At 42.5% G+C, this 889-nt stretch carries 1 protein-coding gene; it reads left to right on the forward strand.

The window, feature by feature from the left end; all coding sequences use genetic code 11:
• Positions 1-2 precede the first annotated feature (2 nt).
• Positions 3-889: transposase (locus J5X91_RS18010; protein WP_208835399.1), on the forward strand; the 887-nt coding region annotated here is incomplete at its 3' end.

Consider the following 889-nt stretch of genomic DNA (forward strand, 5'->3'; position numbering starts at 1 on the left):
ACATGGCTATCGCAAGAAAACGTCAGGTTAGTTTGGTCGATACAAAATACTATCACTGTATTTCGCGCTGTGTACGCCGTGCATTTTTATGCGGCGTAGACAACTTTACTAATCAATCGTATGAACATCGCAGAGGGTGGGTTGAAAGCAAATTACTTGCCCTCGCTAACGTATTTTGTATCGATGTGTGTGCGTATGCAGTAATGAGCAACCACACTCATTTGGTACTCTATGTTGATGATAAAAAAGCCAAGCGACTAACCGATAAAGCCATTATTCAGCGGTGGCACAGGCTTTGTAAAGGCACTGTTCTCACTAACAAATATCTGCAAGGTGAGGAGCTAAGTAAAATTGAATGGCTCTTTCTAAATGAAACAATCATTGAATACCGAGAGCGCTTAGTTAATATCAGCTGGTTTATGCGGCTATTAAATGAAGACATTGCGCGCAGAGCTAATAAAGAAGATAACTGTACCGGACGGTTTTGGGAGGGACGCTTTAAATCACAAGCCCTCTTAGATGAAGCGGCATTAATCGCCTGTATGGCATATGTTGATTTAAACCCAATAAGAGCAAAGGCAGCAACAACACCAGAAACATCAGAGCATACCAGCGTAAAAATACGCATTGAAAGTGCCACTGCAGGTAAGCAACCGAAGCAACTCCTGCGCTTTTCAGGTAAACCCAAAAAGCACATGGCAAAAGGATTACCCTTTGCGCTTAAATCTTACCTTGAACTAGTAGAATTAACCGGGCGTTGTATACGCGAAGGTAAAGCAGGCTATATCGAAAGCAGCACTTTACCCCTGTTACAAAGAGTAAACATTACCCCCGAAAACTGGCTAAAACTCACCACACAATTTAGTCGCGTATTTCATGGTGCAGTAGG

The sequence above is a fragment of the Pseudoalteromonas sp. K222D genome (assembly GCF_017653575.1).
GTDB lineage: Bacteria > Pseudomonadota > Gammaproteobacteria > Enterobacterales > Alteromonadaceae > Pseudoalteromonas > Pseudoalteromonas nigrifaciens.